Source organism: Mesorhizobium carmichaelinearum, from assembly GCF_900199455.1.
GTDB lineage: Bacteria > Pseudomonadota > Alphaproteobacteria > Rhizobiales > Rhizobiaceae > Mesorhizobium > Mesorhizobium carmichaelinearum.
On the sequence record NZ_FZQR01000011.1, the window covers coordinates 156295 to 175934 of the forward strand.

At 62.5% G+C, this 19640-nt stretch carries 24 protein-coding genes and 2 tRNA genes; 10 read left to right on the forward strand and 16 right to left on the reverse strand.

From position 1 onward, the window contains the following. Positions 1-46 precede the first annotated feature (46 nt). Entirely contained in the window at positions 47-763 is a 717-nt protein-coding gene (locus CKW40_RS24630) for a hypothetical protein (protein ID WP_095202444.1), read from the forward strand. Here the strand turns inward: CKW40_RS24630 and CKW40_RS24635 are convergent. From CKW40_RS24635 to CKW40_RS24655, 5 genes are all read right to left on the reverse strand, one after another. Beyond that, positions 701-1570 carry a tetratricopeptide repeat protein gene (locus CKW40_RS24635; protein WP_095202445.1) on the reverse strand — a complete coding sequence of 290 codons (870 nt, stop codon included), beginning with the start codon at positions 1568-1570 and terminating at the stop codon, positions 701-703. The genes CKW40_RS24630 and CKW40_RS24635 overlap by 63 nt on opposite strands. A gap of 15 nt (positions 1571-1585) precedes the next feature. Further along, positions 1586-2812 (reverse strand): anion transporter, encoded by a 1227-nt coding sequence (locus CKW40_RS24640; RefSeq protein WP_095202446.1) that lies wholly within the window; start codon positions 2810-2812, stop codon positions 1586-1588. A 129-nt stretch (positions 2813-2941) separates the two neighbouring features. Then, positions 2942-3904, reverse strand: a complete 963-nt coding sequence (locus CKW40_RS24645; protein WP_095202447.1) for a glycosyltransferase family 4 protein — start codon at positions 3902-3904, stop codon at positions 2942-2944. A 103-nt stretch (positions 3905-4007) separates the two neighbouring features. After that, positions 4008-4796, reverse strand: a complete 789-nt coding sequence (locus tag CKW40_RS24650) for a GGDEF domain-containing protein (RefSeq protein ID WP_095202448.1) — start codon at positions 4794-4796, stop codon at positions 4008-4010. A 176-nt stretch (positions 4797-4972) separates the two neighbouring features. After that, positions 4973-5194, reverse strand: a complete 222-nt coding sequence (locus CKW40_RS24655) for a hypothetical protein (RefSeq protein WP_095202565.1) — start codon at positions 5192-5194, stop codon at positions 4973-4975. 130 nt (positions 5195-5324) lie between these two features. Between CKW40_RS24655 and CKW40_RS43895 the strand changes: the two genes are divergently transcribed. Continuing rightward, positions 5325-5669 carry a hypothetical protein gene (locus tag CKW40_RS43895; protein WP_179298098.1) on the forward strand — a complete coding sequence of 115 codons (345 nt, stop codon included), beginning with the start codon at positions 5325-5327 and terminating at the stop codon, positions 5667-5669. A 74-nt stretch (positions 5670-5743) separates the two neighbouring features. Here the strand turns inward: CKW40_RS43895 and CKW40_RS24665 are convergent. After that, positions 5744-5820 (reverse strand) — tRNA-Arg (locus tag CKW40_RS24665). 46 nt (positions 5821-5866) lie between these two features. After that, positions 5867-6172, reverse strand: coding sequence for an ETC complex I subunit (locus tag CKW40_RS24670; protein ID WP_015318428.1), 306 nt, complete (start codon positions 6170-6172; stop codon positions 5867-5869). A gap of 125 nt (positions 6173-6297) precedes the next feature. Between CKW40_RS24670 and CKW40_RS24675 the strand changes: the two genes are divergently transcribed. The 3 genes from CKW40_RS24675 (at position 6298) to CKW40_RS24685 (ending at position 7310) form a co-directional block, all read left to right on the forward strand. Continuing rightward, a tRNA-Pro gene (locus tag CKW40_RS24675) sits at positions 6298-6374 on the forward strand. 127 nt (positions 6375-6501) lie between these two features. Continuing rightward, positions 6502-6873: a cupin domain-containing protein gene (locus tag CKW40_RS24680; protein ID WP_095202450.1), complete on the forward strand. Its 372-nt coding sequence runs from the start codon at positions 6502-6504 to the stop codon at positions 6871-6873. A 155-nt stretch (positions 6874-7028) separates the two neighbouring features. Beyond that, positions 7029-7310, forward strand: coding sequence for a hypothetical protein (locus CKW40_RS24685; protein WP_095202451.1), 282 nt, complete (start codon positions 7029-7031; stop codon positions 7308-7310). 266 nt (positions 7311-7576) lie between these two features. Here CKW40_RS24685 and hdaA read toward each other — a convergent pair whose 3' ends face one another. Genes hdaA through CKW40_RS24700 form a run of 3 tightly spaced genes read right to left on the reverse strand, consistent with a single transcriptional unit; the run spans position 7577 to position 10015 of the window. After that, entirely contained in the window at positions 7577-8281 is a 705-nt protein-coding gene (gene hdaA, locus CKW40_RS24690; RefSeq protein ID WP_095202452.1) for a DnaA regulatory inactivator HdaA, read from the reverse strand. Beyond that, positions 8278-9486: an AI-2E family transporter gene (locus tag CKW40_RS24695; protein WP_095202453.1), complete on the reverse strand. Its 1209-nt coding sequence runs from the start codon at positions 9484-9486 to the stop codon at positions 8278-8280. The genes hdaA and CKW40_RS24695 overlap by 4 nt, the downstream gene beginning before the upstream one ends. Further along, positions 9458-10015, reverse strand: a complete 558-nt coding sequence (locus tag CKW40_RS24700) for a CDP-alcohol phosphatidyltransferase family protein (protein ID WP_095202454.1) — start codon at positions 10013-10015, stop codon at positions 9458-9460. The genes CKW40_RS24695 and CKW40_RS24700 overlap by 29 nt, the downstream gene beginning before the upstream one ends. 216 nt (positions 10016-10231) lie before the next feature. Between CKW40_RS24700 and purM the strand changes: the two genes are divergently transcribed. The 3 genes from purM to CKW40_RS24720 all read left to right on the forward strand — a co-directional run bounded on the left by purM (position 10232) and on the right by CKW40_RS24720 (position 12740). After that, on the forward strand, positions 10232-11326 hold the full coding sequence (purM, locus tag CKW40_RS24705; RefSeq protein ID WP_095202455.1) for a phosphoribosylformylglycinamidine cyclo-ligase: 1095 nt from the start codon (positions 10232-10234) through the stop codon (positions 11324-11326). After that, positions 11323-12030 (forward strand): phosphoribosylglycinamide formyltransferase, encoded by a 708-nt coding sequence (purN, locus tag CKW40_RS24710; protein ID WP_095202456.1) that lies wholly within the window; start codon positions 11323-11325, stop codon positions 12028-12030. Before purM ends, purN begins: the two co-directional genes overlap by 4 nt. A gap of 200 nt (positions 12031-12230) precedes the next feature. After that, positions 12231-12740 (forward strand): SixA phosphatase family protein, encoded by a 510-nt coding sequence (locus CKW40_RS24720; protein ID WP_095202566.1) that lies wholly within the window; start codon positions 12231-12233, stop codon positions 12738-12740. 54 nt (positions 12741-12794) lie between these two features. Here the strand turns inward: CKW40_RS24720 and CKW40_RS24725 are convergent, their stop codons facing one another. From CKW40_RS24725 to CKW40_RS24735, 3 genes are all read right to left on the reverse strand, one after another. After that, entirely contained in the window at positions 12795-13034 is a 240-nt protein-coding gene (locus CKW40_RS24725) for a DUF680 domain-containing protein (RefSeq protein ID WP_095202458.1), read from the reverse strand. Positions 13035-13252: 218 nt separating this feature from the next. Next, on the reverse strand, positions 13253-13486 hold the full coding sequence (locus CKW40_RS24730) for a DUF680 domain-containing protein (RefSeq protein WP_095202459.1): 234 nt from the start codon (positions 13484-13486) through the stop codon (positions 13253-13255). 465 nt (positions 13487-13951) lie between these two features. Then, entirely contained in the window at positions 13952-14179 is a 228-nt protein-coding gene (locus CKW40_RS24735) for a DUF680 domain-containing protein (protein ID WP_095202460.1), read from the reverse strand. Positions 14180-14658: 479 nt separating this feature from the next. Here CKW40_RS24735 and CKW40_RS24745 point away from each other — a divergent pair, with 479 nt between their 5' ends. Together CKW40_RS24745 and CKW40_RS24750 are read left to right on the forward strand one after the other, a co-directional pair. Continuing rightward, positions 14659-15327 carry a response regulator gene (locus tag CKW40_RS24745; protein WP_095202462.1) on the forward strand — a complete coding sequence of 223 codons (669 nt, stop codon included), beginning with the start codon at positions 14659-14661 and terminating at the stop codon, positions 15325-15327. Further along, positions 15317-16675: a sensor histidine kinase gene (locus tag CKW40_RS24750; RefSeq protein WP_095202463.1), complete on the forward strand. Its 1359-nt coding sequence runs from the start codon at positions 15317-15319 to the stop codon at positions 16673-16675. The genes CKW40_RS24745 and CKW40_RS24750 overlap by 11 nt, the downstream gene beginning before the upstream one ends. Before the next feature lie 13 nt (positions 16676-16688). Here CKW40_RS24750 and CKW40_RS24755 read toward each other — a convergent pair whose 3' ends face one another. The 3 genes from CKW40_RS24755 to CKW40_RS24765 all read right to left on the reverse strand — a co-directional run bounded on the left by CKW40_RS24755 (position 16689) and on the right by CKW40_RS24765 (position 19450). Beyond that, on the reverse strand, positions 16689-17567 hold the full coding sequence (locus CKW40_RS24755) for an ABC transporter permease (protein WP_095202464.1): 879 nt from the start codon (positions 17565-17567) through the stop codon (positions 16689-16691). 11 nt (positions 17568-17578) lie between these two features. Continuing rightward, the gene (locus CKW40_RS24760) at positions 17579-18388 is read right to left on the reverse strand and encodes an ABC transporter ATP-binding protein (RefSeq protein WP_027042092.1); all 810 of its coding nucleotides are present in this window, start codon (positions 18386-18388) and stop codon (positions 17579-17581) included. Between the two features lie 105 nt (positions 18389-18493). Continuing rightward, positions 18494-19450, reverse strand: coding sequence for an ABC transporter substrate-binding protein (locus tag CKW40_RS24765; RefSeq protein WP_439331007.1), 957 nt, complete (start codon positions 19448-19450; stop codon positions 18494-18496). Positions 19451-19640 lie beyond the last annotated feature (190 nt).

Here is a 19640-nt window from a genome sequence, read left to right on the forward strand (position 1 = left end):
GGAACGTGGCCGGCAAGCATGGTATCGCAGGTGCCAGGAGGCGGCGATGCGTGTCATTTTCCGATGTGATCCAATGTTGGTTGAGCATTTGCCGCGCCCGATCCTGGCGCGCAGCGCTCTGCCAGATTGGCTGCGTGCAATGCCCGCCACGGCCTACTCTGCGATCCATGGTCGCGACATTCGCACGCTCAAGCAGTGCCCACCGGTGGTCGACGCGATGACCTATGGCTTCATGGTCTTGCTGCCATGCGACGTCGTCGTCGACAAAGGCACTTTTTCCTGGGACTGGCAAATTCCAGAGCCGGTCACTAAAAACCACCCCAGGGCGCCACTGAGCTTCCATACGCCGGGCCAGCTCGCCGGCAGCCCGTTTGCCAACCCAAGCCAGGCCGCCCTTAAATTCAACAGCTTCTGGACCATTGAGGTCGAGGACGGCTGGTCACTGTTCGCGACACATCCGGTCAATCGCGAGGATCTTCCCTTCAGGCTGGTGACGGGCCTGGTGGATTCTGACCGATTCAGCGATGGCGGCATCAATTTCCCGGCGGTCTGGACGGAGCCCGAATTCTCCGGCGTGCTCCGGAAAGGAACTCCGGTCGCGCAATGCTTTGCGGTTCCGCGGGCCGCGCCTCAGCTGGAATACGAGGTGTTTGACGAGAAACGGCAGGCATCCTATGCGCAGACGGTCGCGGATGTCCTGTCAACGCCCGGCGTCTACCGCAAGCGGTTTCGCGCCAGGCGGGGGCGCGCCACCGGCGAGTGAGCGACGCAGCGCTTCCTCATCGAGCCACAGCCTGCCGCTCGGTGCCGATGTGAGTGCCATGGCGATCACGCCGAACGTGGATGGGCGCAAACGATAGGCCATCGAATACGCCGCCATGGCCCCCTCGAGGTCGCCGGTTTCCTGCAAGACGACGCCCAGATTGACGGCAGCCTCCGGTGCGTCCGGGTTCATCTCAAGCACGCGTCGATAGGCTTCGGCGGCGCCGCCGAACTTGCGCATGTCCTGGCGCACCAGTCCGAGGTCAAACCACGCAGCCGGCTGCCCACCGCCGGCGACGGCGCGCTCGAGGAAGCCCTCTGCCTCAACAGACGCACCGCTCTTCCAGGCAAGGCGCCCGAGGCGCGCCGCAGCCTCCGCCGATTCCGGATCCTGCCGCAAGACAAGTGTCCAACATTCACGCGCAGCCGCGGCATCGCCTGCCTGGTCGAGGGTACGTGCCCGCTCGAGCAGAATCTCCGCCTGCGATGATTGCCTTGCCGCGCGGTCCAGATGCTGCAACGCCGCTTCGAGCCTGCCTTGGGCCCGGGCAATCCGGCAGGCGAGAATTAAGGCTGGTACATTGTCCGGACGAGCGGCAAGGCTCGCTTCGATGCGCGCACGAGCCTCCGGCAAGTCGGCCCTCGCGAAGAGGACCGCGGCCATCAGATGGCAAAGCGCCGAATCGCCCGGGTGCTGCTTTAAGCCCAGCTCGCACAAATCCACTGCCTGGCCATGATTACCGGAATTGAAAGCGGCCACAGCCCGGCGGATCAGATCTCCGCTATCGCCCTGACTGGTGCTGACCACGAAATTAAGCTCCCTCTAGAACCCGAACGCCAGCCACGCGGTACCGACCATGAGCGTGATCAGTGTCAGCGGCAAGCCGACCTTGAAGAAGGCACCAAAAGACAGCGGCGTGCCGGCAGCCTTGGACTGCTCGGCGACGATCAGGTTGGCGACCGAGCCGAGCAGCGTGAAATTGCCGGCAAGCGTCGAGCTCATCGCCACCACCAGCCAGGCGCGTTCGGGGTTTTCCAGTCCAGGTATGAAGGGGCGTAATGCCAGCACGGCCGGCACATTGCTCATGATGTTGGAGAGCACCGCGGTGAAGCCAGACAGGCGCCAGACGTCGTCCAGGCCGAGATTCTTGGCCGAAGCAATGAGATCAGGCGTCAGAAGCGTCCTTTCGGCACCGGCGACCACGATGAACAGACCGGCGAACATGAACAGCAGCGGCCCGTCGATCTCGCGGTAGATGCGTTCGGGCTTGATGGCGCGGGTGAACAGGAGGATGGCGCCGCCGATCAACGCGGCCTTGGCAACGGGGACGCCGGCGAAGAAGGCGATGGCCAGCCCGATGCAGACGATCACGGCCTTCAGCACCTGCCCGCGATGCATGCGGCCGCGCGCGACATGCGGCGTCAATTCAGCGGTGCGGTTGAATTCGGCGCGATAGACGATGCGCACGATGACGATGACCGCGACGAGGCCGAACAGGGCGACCGGTGCGAGCGCCGCCGAAAAGGCGGGATAGGAAATGCCCGACAGCGCGCCGATGACCATGTTCTGCGGATTGCCGGTGATGGTGGCGACGCTGCCGCAGTTCGACGCGGTGGCGGTGGCGATCAGATACGGGATCGGGTTGCGGTTGATGACACGGGTGACGTGGACGACGATCGGCGCCATCACCAGGCAGATGGCATCGTTGACAAGGAAGGCCGACAGCACGCCGGTCAGCAGCGTCACCATCACCAGCAGCATGAACGGTGCATGTGCGTGTTCAATGGCGATGGCGCCGAGGCCGCGAAAGGCGCCGGAGACTTTCAGATGTGCCACCACGATCATCATGCCGAGCAGAAGCGTGATGGTGTCGAAATTGATCGCGCGGTAGGCATCCTCCATGCTGATCGCGCCAATGGCAATCATCGCGGCACCGCCGAGCAGCGCAATGCCCGCGCGGTCGAGACGCAGGCCGGGGATGCGGCCGATGGCGACGCCGGCATAGGTCAGGACCAGGATCAGCAGTGCGGCGGAACCCGTGAATGTCATCGGTAGGAAGCCCCGCTCGATCTGGTGGCACCGATGCGGTCCGACCGTTGGTTCTTTTGCATGCCAGCTTTGGCGATGTCGAGATTGATGACAAACGGAGTGGGCAAAATGTCGTTCCGGGCGGTATCGCTAACGTCGATAGAAATCCAGCCGCTGTTGCAATGCCTGCGGCGAAAACAGTCGCTCGACGGTCTGCCGCGCCTTGTGGCCCACTCTCGCCCGCAGCGCCGGATCGGCTTTGAGCTCGGCCAGTATGTGCAATGCCTGTTGCGTCGTCTCGAACAGAAAACCGTTTTCGCCATGGCTGATATGGTCGGCGTAGCCGCCATGCGAATGGCAGACCACCGGCAAACCGCAGGCCATTGCCTCGAACACCACGCGGCCGAACGTCTCCACATGCGAGCCGGTGCGGTAGTAGAACACGTCGAGCGTCGGCAGGAATTGCTCGGCGGCAAACTGGCCCTGCGGCAGGAGCTCGAGCTGTGGATGTGGCGCGAGCCTGTCCTTGAGCGGCATGCCGCCCTGGATCCGCACCGCAACGCCGTCGGCCAGCAAGGCTTCGTAGAGCGTCACATCGTCGGCGTGATGCTTGTCCGCCGTGTCGCGGCTCAGCCGCCCCACCGTGAACGGACCGTCCGGCCTTGCCGGCCGTGGTGAGAAACGCCCGATATCGATCGGCGACGGATGCACGGTGCCTTCGACCTGCAGCATGCGCTTCTGAAAATCGGAGATCAGCACCAGCTCGGCGTCGGGCCAACCCAGCAGGCGCGGCATGCCGGTCGTCAGCGCGATGATCTTCGGATGGAAGGTGTTGAAGACATAGATCAGCCGGCGCGGCCGCCGGATCAGATAAGGCCAGATTTTGTTGCGCCAATGCGCACCGAGGAAGACATAGGTGCCCCCATCCGGCACGTCACGCTTTGCCGGCGAGACACGGCGAATCGGAAATTGCCGCATCAGTTCGTCGGACACGCGCGAGGAGGTTGCCCAAAGACGCACCTGTTGGTCGGCGCTCAACAGCCGGTACAGGTCCAGGGTTTCGCGCTCGCTGCCGCCAAACGGGTTCTGAAAACCGTTGAACAAATGGATCATGCGTTGCGCTTACCTGGGCGGCCCGAACGCCGGAGGAAGCACACCGACAAGAAAGCGTCAAGGAAGCGGTGAACGTTGGCCGTCACCCGGTCCAAGGCTGGGGTCAATGCACCGTGGCGACGCTGGGCTGGGGCACCTGCGAGGCTTCCGTCGGGTCGAAGCTGACCTGATCGCGCCCATTCGACTTGGCGGCATAGAGCCGTCTGTCGGCGGCTGAGAATATCGCCTCGTAGGTCGTCGGCCCGCTGAAGCTGGTGCCGCCGATCGAGACGGAAAGCGGACAGGCGCGGCCGCCGGGCGAAAAGTCCATTTCGCGAATGCGCCGGCGGATGCTTTCGGCAACCAGCCAGGATTGCGAGGGGTCGACACCGGGAAGGAACACGCCGAACTCCTCGCCGCCGATGCGGCCGACGATATCGCTGCCGCGCAGCTGTCCCTTGATTGCCTGCGCGATCAGCTTGAGCGCCTGGTCGCCGCAGTCGTGGCCGAGGCGGTCGTTGATCGACTTGAAGTGGTCGGCGTCGATGATCAGCAGCGCGCCGGAGCGGGCATCCTCCTGCTTGCGGGTCTGCTCGAGATAGGCCTCGACCAGCATCGAGAAGGCGCCACGGTTCAGCACCGCCGTCAGGCTGTCGGTCGCCGCGATGACGCTGAGGTCACGCTGGGCTATGGCCAGCTGGCGGATCTTCCACATGAGAAAAAACAGAAACGACCCGCCCAGCACCAGGGGGAGCATCAGGTCCGTCATTTGTGCCCGCCAGACGGCCTCGGGCGAGAGATAGGGGAAATTGAACGAATCGACGAAAAACGCCACGGCAATGAAGAATGCCGTGCCGGCGGCGGTGACCGCGATCACCCTACCCCAGCTGGTCGGCGAGAGGTCGAGCTTCATCCCATTTCACTCCGTTAGCCGTCCCTACTATGACGCGCCAACACAAACAAAATGATAAGACTTTCCCTTCAATTCGAGATCAAGGAGCCGGAGCACGCGCGCTGGACGGCCGTGCTCCGGCGATGAAAGCAAGCTCGTTCACTGAATTTTGCGCTACTGCGGAGAAATCCCGAACGTCAGCGGCTGGACGCCGATTCACCCGCCTCGACGACGAAGGATGCGGCGATCAGGTCGTCGGCATCCAGTCGTAGGGACCCGTCGCCTGCCCCCATGATGGCTGCGACCTTGTGGAAGGTCTTCATCTCATAATCGGAAATTTCGGCATGCTGCATTCTGGCTTTGAGTTGAGCGATACGCCGCCCCAAGGCAGGGGACGTTCCAATTTCACGTTTCGACATGGCCTCGTTTTCTCCTCCCCCAACCCGTGCTTGTTTTGCCCCGCCCATTCGCCGGCCGCACATTGCCTTCTTTTATGAGTCTCGGCGAATACAAGGCCCCGAACGCCTGATGTGGGCTAAGGTTCCAACCTTGGAGGATCACGAAATAATTCCGGGCAGCTTTGCCCTATTGCCCGGCCACCAGAACTCTTGTCGTAACAGAATTCCGCGCCTCGACCCGCTCCAGGCACCGACCCGGAAGGTTCGGCCAAATCGCGGCGGCGCATTCCTTGTCGGCGACCGCAACGGGTTCGCTGGGCTGCACGCCGGCCGCTTGAGTCGCTGTGGATGCGAAGAGAACCGTCTGAGTTATCAAAGCCGAGAAAACGGCGACCTGAAACAACACGGCGGCGAAGGCGATCTTTTTGAGCATCCGAGGCAACGCGCTGGCGGCTATCGGGTTCCCGCCGGTGATTTCTTTTTCGGCGCGGACTGACGCCGTTCCGATACGGCAGACGTCCTGCGCTCCCTAAATATGAAGAGAAATAGCTTGGTAAATCCGCAGTTTATTGGCGATCCCGACAGGATTCGAACCTGTGACCATCGGCTTAGAAGGCCGGTGCTCTATCCAGCTGAGCTACGGGACCGCTGGCAGGCCAAAGAGGCCGGCTGGGTATCTGGCGCTGGCGCCGTTCAATGCGTCCAGGGCGTCCTGCGGTCATAGCGGAAATTCTCCGCATAGGAAATCTGGCGGCGCTTGGTCTCTTTCGGCTCCTCGACACGGAAGGCAAGCCCTTCCTTCTCGGCGTAAGCCACGGCCTCTTCGCGCGTGTCGAAGGTCAGCCTGATCTGGCTTCTCATATCTCCCGACGTCGTATAGCCCATCAAGGGATCGATCTTCTTGCGCATCTCGGGGTCGAATTCCAGCACCCAGTGGCCGGTCTTGGCCTTGCCGGACTGCATCGCGGTTTTGGCTGGGCTGAAAATGCGCGCGGACATGACCACCTCATGGTTGTACAAGGCAGCATCGCCGCCCCTTCGCCCGTCATTACTGCGCAATGCGCATGGCGGCAAGGTTTTTGCACTTGCCATGTAACACCGAAATGAATAGGCAACAGACCGTTCGGAGTGTAGCGCAGGCTGGTAGCGCATCTGGTTTGGGACCAGAGGGTCGGGAGTTCGAATCTCTCCACTCCGACCATCCTCTCGAAAATGCAGTATCGATAGCCATCGGCGTGGCCACCTGGCCATCTTGCGCGGCTCCGGTCGCGGGCCTTGCCGCGACAGTTTTCCGGTGCGAGTCTGTTACTGCAACGGGAGCGCTTCGAATGGCAGCCAACGACAGGCCGGTGATCACCCGCAAAGGCCAGGAGAGCAGCAAGACCAGCCAGTCCGGCGGTATGGCGCTGGTGACCGGGGTCGGGCCGCAACACACCTCGGCAACGAAATTGTGGTTCGGCACGGCCAGCAACGCGCCCGGCTTTCGTTCGCTGCCGCACCACCATGGCGGGGCGGAAACCGGTGCCTATCTGCTGTCCGGCAACGCCCGCATCTATTTGGGCAAGGACTATCAGGAGCTTGTCGAGCTCTCGGCTGGCGACTTCATGTTCGTGCCGCCATTCCTGCCGCATCTCGAAGCCAATACGAGCACGACGGAAGAATTGTGGTGGCTGCCTGCCGCAATCCAGAGAACATCGTGATCAATCTTCCCAACGTCGATGACGCTCAGCTCACCGGCTACCGCCGCGCGGCCGAATTGTCAGACAAGGGCTGATCCCCGTATCCGCGTTTCACCATTTCAAGCTCGCATCCGTCGCCCTTGCCGGCCTACACTCCCGCAAACGGGGGATAGAAGATGCTTGGGATCGATGCCTGGGTGTCGCTGTTTGGGCCAGCTTACTTTGCCTATGCGGGCGTGACGGTTCCATTCATGGTGGCGTGGGCGGTCGCTTGTGCGGCGCTGGCGACATGGAACAATCGTGAGAGCCGCAGACAGGCCAGGCTGGCCCAGGGCACCATTGCCTCCCGTTCCTGGCCTGTCAGCATTGGGATTTTTGTGCTGATCGCAGCCTGCTACGTCGCCGCTCATTCGGCCGTCTATCTGCTGGTCCAGCATTTCGTCAGAATGTGGCTGTGAGATTGGCCAAGCTCGAGTTCCGATGATGTAAGCGATGCGTGTCGCATGCCGCTGCCGCGGCACGGGCGATCGCTCGATACACCTGAAGGCAAGCTCGCCGGGCGAGAACCCCAACCGCCTCATGCCCGACGAGCCTACAACCTGATTTGGAACGCAATCAGGACCGGGGTCAGCCGGCAAGCTCGCGTTGCAAGATAGGTGCCAGCTATTGTTTCCCAAAATGGGACACGTCCCGCGTTTGTCGACGGTCCAAGCATCGAGATACGCTAGATCTCGAACGCGCCCTGCCCCTCGTCCATGGCGTTGACCGTTTCGGCGGCGAGCGCCCGCGTGATCGGCATCTTGCGCTCGAGCGCGGTGCGATCCAGCCGCTCCACCACGCGCATGGCTGTCGCCAGCGAGCGCTCGATGCGTCGCACCAGATATTGCACGACATGCGGCTCGACCTCGACCTGACGGTCGGCGAACAGTTTGGTGATGACACCGGCCAGCAGGAGATCGTCAGGTTCGTGGATTTCGACGGTCGCCGCCGCCTTCAGCCGCGAGGCCAGATCAGGCAGCGACACGCCCCAGGCCGAGGGAAAGCGTCGTGCGGTCAACAGCAGCGTCGAGCCGGCACCACGCACCGCATTGATCAGATGAAACAGGCCTTGTTCGTCGATAGCGCGCGCATCGACATCGTCGATCAGCGCCGGTCGGGCGCCGAGGTTCGCGATGCTGTCGCCAATACGCCCGGCGTCGACAGCCATTGCGTTGGCACGCGCGCGCCAGATGGCCGCCAGATGCGTCTTGCCGGAGCCGGCGGGACCTGCCAGCACCACCACCGCCGAAGGCCAGTCCGGCCAGCGGTCGACCAGGGCCGCTGCCTGGTTGTTGGTGCCGGAGACGACGAGCTCGTCGCGCGAATAGCCGGTGCCGTGGCCGAGATCGAGCGGCAGCTGGCGCGGCGGATCGGTTCGCTGGGCGGTCACTTCGAGCGACGCGGCTGCGTGCGGTGGCCGCCGCCGCGATCGGCCGACAGCCGCGGCGCGGGCTCCGTCGCGTGGCCCTTGTAGAGCGGCGATTCGAGATAGCGGGCGATGGCAAAGCGCACCAGAACGGCGACGGCGGCGGAAGCCGGCACGGCAATCAGCAAGCCGACAAAGCCGAACAGCGCGCCGAAGGCGAACAGCGCGAACATCAGCCATACCGGATGCAGGCCGACACTTTTGCCGACCAGCCTGGGCTGCAGGATGTTGCCTTCGATGAACTGGCCGATGAAGAACACCACCGCAACGGCAGCGATCATCGTCCCGTCCGGCCAGAACTGGACGAAAGCGACGCCGACGGCCAGCACCAGACCGGTCAGCGAGCCGACATAGGGGATGAAGGAGATCAGACCGGCAAACAAGCCGATGAGGATGGCGAAGTTCAGCCCGGTCAGCGTCAGGCCGGTGGCATACATGGCGCCCAGCACGAGGCAGAGCGTGCCCTGGCCGCGCACGAAGCCGGCGGTGGCGGTGTTGATGTCGCGCGCAATGGCGCGCACGGTCGCGACATGGTCGCGCGGCACCCAGCTGTCGATGACCGCCACCATGCGGTCCCAGTCGAGCAGCATGTAGAAGGCGACCACAGGCGTCACCACGAACAGGCTAACCACCGAGACCAGCGCCATGCCGGAACTCCACAGCGAGGTGAAGACCGTGGTGATCAGGCCAAAACCGGAGGTCAGCAAAGAGTTCAGCCCGTCGCGCAAGCCATTGGCGTTGACACCGAATTTCTGCTCCAGCCATTTCGGATCAAAGGAGGTGATCAGGCTCTGGAGCCGGGTCAGATATTCCGGCAGTTTGCCGGCAAAATCGGCCATCTGCGTGGCCAGCACCGGAATGAGGATGACGAAAGCCAGCACCAGCAGGATGAGGAAGGTGATGAGGATGACCACCGTCGCCATGAAGCGCGACAGGCCGAGCCGCTGCAGCCGGTCGGCGACCGGATCGAGGAAATAGGCAAGCACCATGCCGGCGACGAAGGGCAGCAGGATGCCACTGAAGACATAGAGGAAGAGCGCAAGTCCGGCGACGCCAGCCAGCCAGAAGAAGATCTGCCGGCGGAACGCGGAGGCCGCGGCAAGATCGGCGGCCGCAGCCTCGATCACCGCCGCTTCTTTCTCAGATGTCCGGATTGGAGCCTTCGCCATAGCCGCTCATATGCCTCAGCCAAGCCACGAGATAGGCTGCGGCCGAAGCCACGGTCAAGACCCCGGACAGCAATATGAGGCTTGGCCGCAAAGGGTCGAGGTTCACGGCAAAGGCCAGTTCCCCCAGCACGACCGCCGCCAGCACGATCTGGATGGCGGTGTTGGCCTTCGACACCAGAAACGGCTTTATCTCGACCGGGTGGGCCATCACCGTGGACAAAAGAACAGCGCAGACGATCAGTGCATCACGCGACACCATGGTGACGACCAGCCACAGCGGTAACTGCCCGATGAAGCCCATGACGACGAACACCGAAACCAGAAGCAGCTTGTCGGCCATCGGATCGAGATAGGCGCCGAGCCTGGACTGCTGGTTGAAACGGCGGGCAATGAAGCCGTCGACGCCATCCGAGACGCCGGCAATGACGAAGCCGGCGAAGGCCCAGTCCCAACGCGCCTGCAACATGGCCAACACCACGGCCGGCACCAGCACAAGGCGCAGGATGGTGATCAGGTTGGGGATGGTCAAATGCTCGTCCCGTCCTCTCAGGTCAGGGATAGATGATGGAGATGGAGAGGCGCCGCAAGCTCCGTGCCGCGCAATTCGACTGTCATGGTGTTCGCCGCGAATGTCGGAAAATGCTATCCACGCTTTTGTCGGGCCAAATGGCGCTTGGCTCCGCCGTTATCCTTGCGGACCGAAACCGTTCATGCGAAGAGCCCGCAAACGAGCAGGAAAATTGCGATGAGCAAGCGCGAAACTGGCCAGAACAAAACGGGCAAGCGCAGGAACGGGCTCACCTATGCCGAGGCCGGCGTCGATATCGATGCCGGCAATCTCATGGTTGAGAAGATCAAGCCGCTGGTGCGTGCCACGCGCCGGCCGGGTGCCGATGGTGAGATTGGTGGTTTCGGCGGCCTGTTCGACCTCAAGGCTGCCGGCTTCACCGATCCCGTGCTGGTCGCTGCCAATGACGGTGTCGGCACCAAGCTCAAGATCGCCATCGATGCCGGCAAGCACGACACGATCGGCATCGACCTCGTCGCCATGTGCGTCAACGACATCGTCGTGCAGGGCGCCGAACCGCTGTTCTTCCTCGACTATTTCGCCACCGGCAAGCTCGACCCCGACCAGGGCGCTGCAATCGTCAGCGGCATTGCCGAAGGCTGCCGCCAGGCCGGCTGCGCGCTGATCGGCGGCGAGACGGCGGAAATGCCGGGCATGTATCACGGCAAGGATTATGACCTCGCCGGCTTTGCCGTGGGTGCCGCAGAACGCGGCCAGCTTTTGCCCACGGACGACATCGTCGAAGGCGACGTGCTTTTGGGTCTCGCTTCCTCGGGCCTGCATTCGAACGGTTTTTCGCTGGTGCGCCGCATCGTCGCCGCAAGCGGCCTTTCGTGGAGCGATCCGGCGCCGTTCAACGACGACGCGACACTGGCCGAGGCGCTGCTCGAACCGACCCGCATCTACGTCAAGTCGATCCTCAAGGCCATTCGCAACACGCATGGCATCAAGGCGCTGGCGCACATCACCGGCGGCGGTTTTCCCGAAAACATTCCGCGCGTGCTGCCCAAGGATTTTTCGGCCGAACTCGATCTCGAAGCCATCGACGTACCGGCGGTGTTCTCGTGGCTGTCCAAGACCGGCGGTGTGGCGCCCGAAGAGATGATGCGCACCTTCAATTGCGGCATCGGCATGATCCTGGCGGTTGCCTCCGGCCAGGCGGCGCAGGTCGCCGCCGTGCTGCAGGAAGCCGGCGAGACGGTAACGCCGATCGGCCGTATCGTGCCGCGACGCGACGCCGGCGTCATCTATCGGGGTTCGATCGGCCTATGAGCAGAAAACGCACGGTCGTCCTGATCTCGGGCCGCGGTTCCAACATGACCGCGCTGATCGCGGCGGCCAGCGACCCGGCCTTCCCGGCCGAGATCGTCGGCGTCATTTCCGACAAGGCCGACGCCGCAGGCCTCGGCGTCGCCAAGGCGCGTGGCATCGCCACGCAGGTCATTGCCCGTGCCGACCATGGCAGCAAGCAGGCGCATGACGCGGCGATCGACGCCGCACTCACGGCCTTCAACGCCGAGATCGTGGCGCTGGCCGGCTACATGCGTATCCTGTCTTCCGGCTTCGTCCAGAAATGGCACGGCCGGATGATCAACATCCACCCTGCCCTGCTGCCGGCATTCAAGGGCCTCGACACCCATGCGCGCGCGCTGGCCGCCGGCATGCGCATCCATGGCTGCACCGTGCATTTCGTCACGGCCGAGATGGATGACGGGCCGATCATCGCGCAAGCGGCCGTGCCGGTGATGGTCGGCGACAATGCCGATACACTGGCTGCTCGAGTACTGAAGGCCGAGCACCGGCTCTATCCGCTGGCGCTGGGGCTGGTTGCCGAAGGCAAGGCACGCATGCAGGCCGGGCGCACGGTGCTTGCCCACTTCGCCGACGACGCCGACAATGGCACCTCGGTGGTGATGGCGCCCGATCCGCTGCGCGAGGAAGCCGACCTGGAGCATCTGGCGCGGATCACGCCGTAAGAGACCTAGATCGGGGATGACAGCATGGCGCATAGCCTGGGTCCGCCAAATCAGACTCCGCGTCAGCCTGAGACCGAACGGCTGCGCAAAGCTTGGCTGGAAGGACTTGAAAGCGGCCCATTCGATCCCTTCGACATTGAGGCGATCAAACAAAAGGCCCGCACTCGTCTGAACAGTTTCCTTGGTCCCGACCAATGCCGATGAGACAGCTGCTTCTCCTACGCCACGCCAAATCGAGCTGGGACGATACTGCTCTCGATGATTTCGACCGGCCGCTCGCGCAACGCGGATTGAACGCGGCCCGATTGATCGGGCGGGAGCTTGCGGCGCGCGATTGGCTGCCGGATCAGGTGCTGGTGTCGTCGGCGCTGCGCACCCGCGACACCTGGCGGCTGGTCGCCGCAGAACTGCCGATGCATCCCCGGGTCGCGTTTGTCGATGCGCTCTACGACGCTTCGGCGGCGGATATTCTGAGCCAGATTCACAAAGTCGAGCCGTCGAGCGCTTGCTTGGCGGTGGTCGGCCATAATCCGGGCCTGGAGGATCTGGCGAAACAGCTTGCCGGGTCAGGCTCGGAGACCAAAACTCGCAAGAGGCTCGAGGAAAAGTTTCCGACCGCAGCCCTCGCGCGCTTCGTCTTCGATGGCGACTGGTCTGGCCTTTCGTCCGGGCGGCTGACGCATTGCCTGCGGCCTAAGGACTTGAGCTAGAAGTCCAATGCCGGGCAGCGGCAGGCCGAGCCCGCCGCACGCCCGCTGGAAACGTTAGTTCCCCCAAATACCCTGGCCGGGTTCCGGCCAGTCGGTGCTGGTCTTCATCCTGGTATCGGCTGCCTTGTGCCCGGCCATGTTCATGTTCTTGACCGCGCCGGTGACGGCGTGATCGACGCCGGCGACCGAAGCAACCGGCTGGCTGGTATTGTCGGTGCCATAATGGTCACTGCCGGCGAAGGCGCCGCCGGTTGCAAGCAGGATAGCGGCGATAGCGATAGCGATCTTGTTCATTTCAATCTCCTGGTTCTTCCGTTTGGCGGCGTCTTGGGAGGACGGTTCCGCTGAGGATAAGACCCGAGGCCATCCGGTTTTATTCCTGGAGGTGGAAGCCTTTTCTGCCGGTTGCGGAGACCAGCCAGTCAAATCGATGCATATCATGTTGCTCAAAAAACAAGGGCGGCGGGCCAAGCCCACCGCCCTTTGTCATCGAGGCCTGCTTGAGCGCTGGCTTAGTTGCCCCAGATGCCCTGGCCGGATTCCGGCTGGACCGAATCGGGCGTCAGCTTGAAGCCGTGGTGCTCGACCGGCTTGCGGGTCGAAGCCGTGTAGCTGTGGTCGATATTGCTCGTATGCGTGGTCACGGCTGGCTGGTTGACGTTGTCCGAGCCATAGTGGTCGCTGCTGGCGAAGGCGCTGCCGGTGGCAACGAGGATGGCAGCAGCGGTAAGTGCGATCTTGGTCATTTTAAGTACTCCAGTATTTCTCTGTTCAGTCCGTCTAGTGGCGTGCCCTTGGGAGGAATTTCGCGTCGCTCGGACAGGTTGGAAGTGGGTTTTTCGTTCGTCGACTTCCAATCACGAAGATGTTCCATCACGCGCCGAATTCAGACCTTGAACTTCGGCCAGAAGGTCAGGCAAAAAGCTATTTATTTATTAATATCATACGGTTATATGGAAACGCCCATCGGACGATGCGGCGATTCACCCAGCCGGCATCCATCATCCGCTCACGGTCCGTCAACATAACTTGAACCGACCGGTTCGATTTCCGATCAGCACACCCGCGTGAAACACCTGGGCGAACTACGTCGTTCGATGTGCCAGGCGGTAAGTTGCAAACCCGACCGGCTGACATCTGTCACTGTGCACAAAAACAAGAGCGGCGGGCCAAGCCCACCGCTCTTTGTCGTCTTCCGGGGATTGAAGGAATTAACGGCCCCAGATGCCCTGGCCCGACTGAGCCGGTACGTTGGCATTGGCGTCGCCCTGTGCCTTTACAGACTTCGCGATCGAACCGGTATGCGTGGTGTCGACGTTGGCGGACGACTGGCCGGCAACCGGCTGGTTGACATTGCTGGAACCGTAGTTATCGCTGCCGGCAAAAGCGGTGCCGGTGGCAACAAGGATGGCGGCGGCGGTGAGAGCGATCTTGGTCATTTTAAGTACTCCAGTAATTGTCTTTTCTGTCCGTCTGGTGGCGTGCCCTTGGGAGGAATTTCGCGTCGCTCGGATCACCCCGAAGTAGGGAATGCTTTTTGGGATTTCCACCCGCGTCGGCTTTGGAGAATTTGCTTATATTATAGACAATGCATGCTGCATCGCAGCAATCTCGATACGATTTATGAAGCAATTTCAGCCTATTAAGATCATCGCCTCCAACGAAACCGGCGTGCTTTTGGAGGCCATTGTTCACTGTTTGCGATACAATCTGTCGATCAGAACCGAACCGTTCGGTTCGATTTATAGGGAAAATTGGCCGATCTGAACCTGTAAGGATCTGCTCTTGCAGCTAGCCAAGATCGCATTTGTCTTGCGTTGGGATCGATACTGTCGCTCATTCAACAGAGATCAGGGGTGCCGCGGCCGATCAAGCCCAAGGCGATCCGCTGGGAAATGGGATCCGGACTGCCATAGATATGCGACTGCTGCTTGTTGAGGACAATCACGAACTGGCCGACTGGTTGGGCAAGACCTTGCGCCAGGCAAATTATGTCGTCGACATCGTCCATGACGGCGAGGATGTCGAGCATGCGTTGGCGGCGGGCGACCACGCGCTTGTCATCCTCGATCTGGCGCTGCCGCGCATGAGCGGCCTGGAGGTGCTGCGCATGCTGCGCGCGCGCGGTAACCGGGTGCCGGTGATCGTGCTGACCGCCAATGCCAGCCTCGACGGTCGGGTCAAGGGCCTTAATGAAGGCGCCGACGACTATCTGGCCAAGCCATTCCAGATCGAGGAGCTCGAGGCCCGTATCCGGGCGCAGCTGCGACGCGCCAATGACCGCACCGCACCTGTCGTTGCCTGCGGCGACCTCGTCTTCGACACCAACACAAGGCTGTTTTCGCTCGCCGGTGAGACGCTGGCATTGACGCCGCGCGAACATGCGGTGCTGGAGCAATTGATGGTCAAGGCCGGACGCACGGTGAGCAAGGCGGCGCTTTCGGCGGCGATCTACGACTTCGAGACCGACGCCGATCCCAGCGCCATCGAGATCTATGTGCACCGTGTGCGCAAGAAGCTCGAGGGGTCGCGGGTCCAGATCGCCACCTTGCGTGGCCTCGGCTATCTCTTGCGCCATGAGGATTAACAGTCTCCGCTTGCAACTGCTGGCTTGGGTGATCTTGCCGCTCGTTGGGCTCGTCACCATCAATCTGTGGACTAGCCACCGCAACGCGCTGGCGACCGCGGATCTCGTCACCGATCGCATGCTGATGGGTTCGGCGCGGGCTATTGCCGAACGTGTCGCCGTGACTGACGGCGTGCTCGACGCCACGATACCGCCGGCGGCGCTCGAGATGTTCGACACCGGCGACCGCGACAGCGTCTACTACCATGTCAAGGCCCGTGGAGGGCGGCTGCTGACCGGCTATCCCGACCTGCCGGAGGCGGTGAAGTATCCCGGCACCGAGGCAAGCTATCGGGACCATCTGCTGAGATTGCTTACTTACAGCCATACGGTGGTCGGCGCCGGAGACGACTCGCCGATATCAGTTACCGTTGGCGTCACTCTTGCCGGACACGATGCCATGGTCCGGCGTCTCTGGTTTGGCGCCTTTGCCCAGCAGCTGGCACTGGTGGCGATTGCCGGCTTGTTCGTTCTGCTCGGCCTGCATCGTGGCCTTGCGCCGTTGATCCGGCTGCGCGACGCGGTGCGTTCGCCCAGCCGCAGCGATCTCGACCCGGTCGAGGTGCCGGGTGCGCAAAGCGAGATCCGCCCGCTGATCGATGCGCTCAACGTCTATATGGAGCGCGTGCGGGCGCAGATGTCGGCGCAGCGCCGCTTCATCGCCAATGCCGCGCACCAGTTGCGCACGCCGCTGGCGTTGCTGTCGACACAGGCAAGCTATGCACTGCGTGAAACTGTCCCCGACGCGCGCCAGGAGGCGCTGGTGGCGCTGCAGGCAAGCTCCGGCAAGCTGGCGCGGTTGGCCGAACAATTGCTCACCCTGTCACGGGCGGAACCGGGCAGCCGGCGGCCGCGCGCCGACCGCATCGACCTGACCGAAGCGGCCCGACACGTGCTGGAGGCGCAAGCGCCGCTGGCAATCAGCCGCAACATCGATCTCGGCCTTGAGGAGACTGGCCCTGTGCCCGTCATCGGCGACGGCACCATGCTGCGCGAGATGATCGTCAATCTCGTCGACAATGCGCTGCGCTACTCCTCATCAGGTGGCAGCGTCACGGTGAGGTTGGCAGCCGTCGCTGGCGACGCCGTGCTGACGGTCTCCGACGACGGTCCAGGCATCCCTGTGGACGAAAGAGACCATGTGTTCGAGCGCTTCTACCGCATCGCTGGTTCGACCGAGGAAGGCAGCGGGCTGGGGCTCGCCATCGTGCGCGAGGTCGTCGAAAATGCCGCCGGCCGCGTCACCCTGCGGGATGGCGCGGCCGGCGGTCTGGTGGTCGAGGTAAGGCTGCCGCTGGCAGGCAGCTGAATTATGTCGCCGCTCACTGCGTCTCGTGCAATGGCTGGGGGCGCCATTTTGCGAGGCGGTTCTCGACCATCGTCATCAGATATTCGGCGCCGAGCGCCACCACCATGACGATGACGATCGCGGCATACATGCCGGCGGCGTCGAAGGACCCTTTGGCGATGTTGATCAGCAGGCCGATGCCGAAGCGCGCGCCGACGAACTCGCCGACGATCGCGCCGATGATGGCAAAGCCGAAGCTGACATGCAGGCTGGCGAAGATCCAGCTCATCGCCGACGGGACGATCACCGAGCGGGTCAGTTGCCAGTTGGATGCGCCGAGGATGCGGGCATTGGCGATCATTGCCCTGTCGGCCTCCCGCACGCCCTGGAAGGCATTGTGGAAGACGACAAAGAAAACCATCACGAAGGCAAGCGCCACTTTCGAGGCGAGGCCGAGGCCGAGGATCATGATGAAGATCGGCGCCAGAACCACACGCGGAATGGAATTGATGACCTTGATGTAGATCGAGAAAATGTCGGCAGCCATCCGGTTGCGACCGAGCGCGACACCGATGATGATACCGGCGACCGAGCCGGTCGCGAAGCCGATGACCGACTCCTCCATGGTGACATAGAGATGATACCAGAGCGGCCCCTCGGACGTTCCTTCCGTCGTCCATTCATAGAGCCGCTGCGCGATCGCGCTCGGCATTGCGTAGAAGAACGGATCGATCCAGGCCTCGCGCGCGGCGACTTCCCAAAGGCCGAGAAAGGCAACGAGGATGGCGACCCGCCAGAACATCACGGTGCGGCGGCGATGCTGCAATGCCTTTGCCGCGGCCGCTTCGATTTCGGCGTCTGATGTACCAGGCTTGAAGGCCCCTGCTCTGATGTCGATGGCGGCATCGGTCATGGCTTTCCTCCTCAGGCTGCCGCACGCGCATAGCTGGTCTCGACCTCTTCCTTGAGGTCGGCCCAGATCGTGCGCGAGTAATTGATGAAGCTCTGCTCATAGCGGATATCGGCGACCACGCGCGGGCGCGGCAGGTCGATCGTGTAGACCGACTTTACCGTGGCCGGCCCGGCGGTCAGGACATAGACCTTGTCTGCGAGCGCGATTGCCTCTTCGAGGTCATGCGTGACGAAGACCACAGAAGCCTTTGCCTGCGACCACAGGCGCAGCAATTCCTCGTGCATCAGCACGCGCGTCTGCACGTCAAGCGCTGAAAACGGCTCGTCCATCAGAAGGATCTCCGGGCCGTTTATGAAGGTCTGTGCCAGCGCCACGCGCTTGCGCATGCCGCCGGAGAGCTGGTGCGGATAGTGCTGCTCGAAACGCGACAGGCCGACGCGCGCCAGCCAGTCGCGTGCCGCGGCCGTGGCATCGGCCTTGGCTCGGCCGCGAAACAGCGGGCCGGCCATCACGTTCTCGATCACGGTTCGCCAGGGGAACAAAGCATCGCTCTGGAAGACAAAGCCGATGCGCGGGTCTATCCCCTTGACCGGCGCGCCCATGACACGAACCTCGCCGGCACTTGGGCTTGCCAATCCAGTGACCAGGTTGAGAGTGGTGGATTTACCGCAACCGGTCGGGCCGACGACGGCGACGAATTCGCCGCGCTCGACGGTCATGGTGAAATCGCGTAGCGCGGTCAGCGATTTGCCGGTGGGCGAGAGGAAGCGACGGCTGACGTTGATCAGCTCAATCGCTGGTGTGGTCTTTTCAGGGGCCATGATGAAACTCCGGTTCGAGCGAACGCCCGCCGTCGGCCAGAGCCGCCGGACGTTAAGAAACTGACGATTGCCGGCGCGATGCCTTCATCGCGCCGGCACGGTCTGCTACTTGGCGTTCTTGACGAATTCCGAGGTGTAGGTCTTAGAGAGGTCGATCTGCTTGCCCTGCAGTTCCTTCTTGAAGGCTGAAAGGACCGTCAGCACCGTCTCCGGGCCCCCTTCCGGCATTATTCCGTCGGGGGTGAACATTGCCTTACCGGCATCGAGGGCCTTCACGTAGCCTTCCTTGTCGCCGACATAGTAGTCCTTCGGCATTTTGTCGGCGATCTCGGCGCCGCTATGCGTGTTGATGAACTTCTGTGTCTTGACGAAGGCATTGGCCAGCTTCTGCACGGTGTCCTTGTGCGCTTCGACCCAATCGGTCTGCATATAGAGGGAGGCGGCCGGGTAAGTGCCGCCGAGCGCAGCCTTGGTGCCCTCCATTGTGCGCATGTCGATAAGAACGGTCGCTTCGCCGGTTTTTAGCAGCCGGGTGATCGTCGGCTCGGTCGTCATGCCGGCCTGGATCTTGTCCTGCTGCATGGCGGCGATGAAGGTGGTGCCGGCGCCAACCGGAACCGAAGTGAAATCCCCGAGCTTCAAGCCGTTCTTGACGGCGAGATATTCCGTAAGAAAATTCGTCGATGAGCCCAGACCGGTCACGCCCAGGCTCTTTCCCTTGAAGTCGGCGGGTGATTTGATCTCCGGATGTTTCGTCGAAACCAGCTCGACCTCGCCCGGCGCCTGGCTGAACTGGACGATGGATTCGACGAACTTGCCTTTTGCCTGCAGATCGATGCAGTGATCGTAGAAGCCGACAACCCCCTGCACGGCACCGGCCAGCATCTCGTTTTCGGCATCGACGCCGGCCGGTTCGTTCAGCAATTCGACGTCGAGACCCTCATCCTTGAAGTAGCCGAGCGCTTCGGTCAGCTTGGCGGGCAGATAGATCTGTTTTTCGTAGCCGCCGACCATGATGGAGATTTTTTCGTCGGCGCGCGCGGATGGCGCTGACAAGGCCATGGTGGCGACGAGTGCGGTTGTGGCGGCTGAATCAAGCAGAATTCGCGCGAGCGACATGGCCTCTTCCCTTTGTTCGTTTCCCGCGCCCCTCTCTCTCCCATCGCTTTTGCACGACAATATGGGGGCGCCAATCAACAGTTATGGCACCAACCTTTCATCCAGCTTTCAAGGAAAAGCTGAAAATCAAAGC

Bases quoted from the DNA above. Each gene is read 5' to 3' on its own strand.
- CKW40_RS24630 (WP_095202444.1), top strand. From the start codon at position 47: ATGCGTGTCATTTTCCGATGTGATCCAATGTTGGTTGAGCATTTGCCG.
- CKW40_RS24640 (WP_095202446.1), bottom strand. From the start codon at position 2,812: ATGACATTCACGGGTTCCGCCGCACTGCTGATCCTGGTCCTGACCTAT.
- CKW40_RS24645 (WP_095202447.1), bottom strand. From the start codon at position 3,904: ATGATCCATTTGTTCAACGGTTTTCAGAACCCGTTTGGCGGCAGCGAG.
- CKW40_RS24650 (WP_095202448.1), bottom strand. From the start codon at position 4,796: ATGAAGCTCGACCTCTCGCCGACCAGCTGGGGTAGGGTGATCGCGGTC.
- CKW40_RS24655 (WP_095202565.1), bottom strand. From the start codon at position 5,194: ATGTCGAAACGTGAAATTGGAACGTCCCCTGCCTTGGGGCGGCGTATC.
- CKW40_RS24670 (WP_015318428.1), bottom strand. From the start codon at position 6,172: ATGTCCGCGCGCATTTTCAGCCCAGCCAAAACCGCGATGCAGTCCGGC.
- CKW40_RS24680 (WP_095202450.1), top strand. From the start codon at position 6,502: ATGGCAGCCAACGACAGGCCGGTGATCACCCGCAAAGGCCAGGAGAGC.
- CKW40_RS24685 (WP_095202451.1), top strand. From the start codon at position 7,029: ATGCTTGGGATCGATGCCTGGGTGTCGCTGTTTGGGCCAGCTTACTTT.
- CKW40_RS24695 (WP_095202453.1), bottom strand. From the start codon at position 9,486: ATGGCGAAGGCTCCAATCCGGACATCTGAGAAAGAAGCGGCGGTGATC.
- purM (WP_095202455.1), top strand. From the start codon at position 10,232: ATGAGCAAGCGCGAAACTGGCCAGAACAAAACGGGCAAGCGCAGGAAC.
- purN (WP_095202456.1), top strand. From the start codon at position 11,323: ATGAGCAGAAAACGCACGGTCGTCCTGATCTCGGGCCGCGGTTCCAAC.
- CKW40_RS24720 (WP_095202566.1), top strand. From the start codon at position 12,231: ATGAGACAGCTGCTTCTCCTACGCCACGCCAAATCGAGCTGGGACGAT.
- CKW40_RS24725 (WP_095202458.1), bottom strand. From the start codon at position 13,034: ATGAACAAGATCGCTATCGCTATCGCCGCTATCCTGCTTGCAACCGGC.
- CKW40_RS24730 (WP_095202459.1), bottom strand. From the start codon at position 13,486: ATGACCAAGATCGCACTTACCGCTGCTGCCATCCTCGTTGCCACCGGC.
- CKW40_RS24735 (WP_095202460.1), bottom strand. From the start codon at position 14,179: ATGACCAAGATCGCTCTCACCGCCGCCGCCATCCTTGTTGCCACCGGC.
- CKW40_RS24745 (WP_095202462.1), top strand. From the start codon at position 14,659: ATGCGACTGCTGCTTGTTGAGGACAATCACGAACTGGCCGACTGGTTG.
- CKW40_RS24750 (WP_095202463.1), top strand. From the start codon at position 15,317: ATGAGGATTAACAGTCTCCGCTTGCAACTGCTGGCTTGGGTGATCTTG.
- CKW40_RS24755 (WP_095202464.1), bottom strand. From the start codon at position 17,567: ATGACCGATGCCGCCATCGACATCAGAGCAGGGGCCTTCAAGCCTGGT.
- CKW40_RS24760 (WP_027042092.1), bottom strand. From the start codon at position 18,388: ATGGCCCCTGAAAAGACCACACCAGCGATTGAGCTGATCAACGTCAGC.
- CKW40_RS24765 (WP_439331007.1), bottom strand. From the start codon at position 19,450: ATGGCCTTGTCAGCGCCATCCGCGCGCGCCGACGAAAAAATCTCCATC.